This is a genomic window from Thermoanaerobacter sp. CM-CNRG TB177, assembly GCF_018588165.1.
Classification (GTDB): Bacteria; Bacillota; Thermoanaerobacteria; order Thermoanaerobacterales; family Thermoanaerobacteraceae; genus Thermoanaerobacter; species Thermoanaerobacter thermocopriae.
The window spans coordinates 1-680 of record NZ_JAFCAC010000028.1 but is presented as its reverse complement, the minus strand read 5'-3'; the positions used below and the strand labels follow the sequence as shown (position 1 = coordinate 680).

Here is a 680-nt window from a genome sequence, read left to right as displayed (position 1 = left end):
AACCTCGCTTGCTACCGTAACTCGCCGGCCCGTTCTACAAAAAGTACGCCATCATCTGCCTTACGGCAGACTCTGACTGCTTGTAGGCATATGGTTTCAGGTTCTCTTTCACTCCCCTCCCGGGGTTCTTTTCACCTTTCCCTCACGGTACTATCCGCTATCGGTCACTTGGTAGTATTTAGCCTTGGGAGGTGGTCCTCCCGCCTTCCCACAGGGTCGCCTATCCCGTGGTACTCTGGTCCCCACCAGCAAGCTTTCCCCTTTCGACTACAGGGCTTTCACCTTCTTCGGCCGGCCTTTCCAGATCCGTTCGCCTAGAGTACTCACTCACTTCTACGGTGGGTCCTAACCCCTGCCACTTTCGTGTCAGGTTTGGGCTCTTCCCCTTTCGCTCGCCGCTACTTAGGGAATCGATTCCTTTCTTTCTTTTCCTCGCGCTACTTAGATGTTTCAGTTCGCGCGGTTCCCCTCCACTGACTATGTGTTCATCAGTGGATACTCGAGTATTACCTCGAGTGGGTTCCCCCATTCGGAGACCTCCGGATCTTCGCCCGCTTGCGGCTCCCCGGAGCGTTTCGCCGCTTGCCGCGTCCTTCTTCGGCTCCAAGTGCCGAGGCATCCACCATATGCCCTTACCTCACTTGACCTTTCCGGCTTTGTGCAGTTTTCAAGGTCCTTAA

Annotated in this window: 1 rRNA gene; it reads right to left on the bottom strand. The window is 55.3% G+C overall.

The window, feature by feature from the left end:
- Positions 1–647, bottom strand: a 23S ribosomal RNA gene (locus tag I4N53_RS01690); the annotation flags it as partial.
- Positions 648–680: the final 33 nt, after the last annotated feature.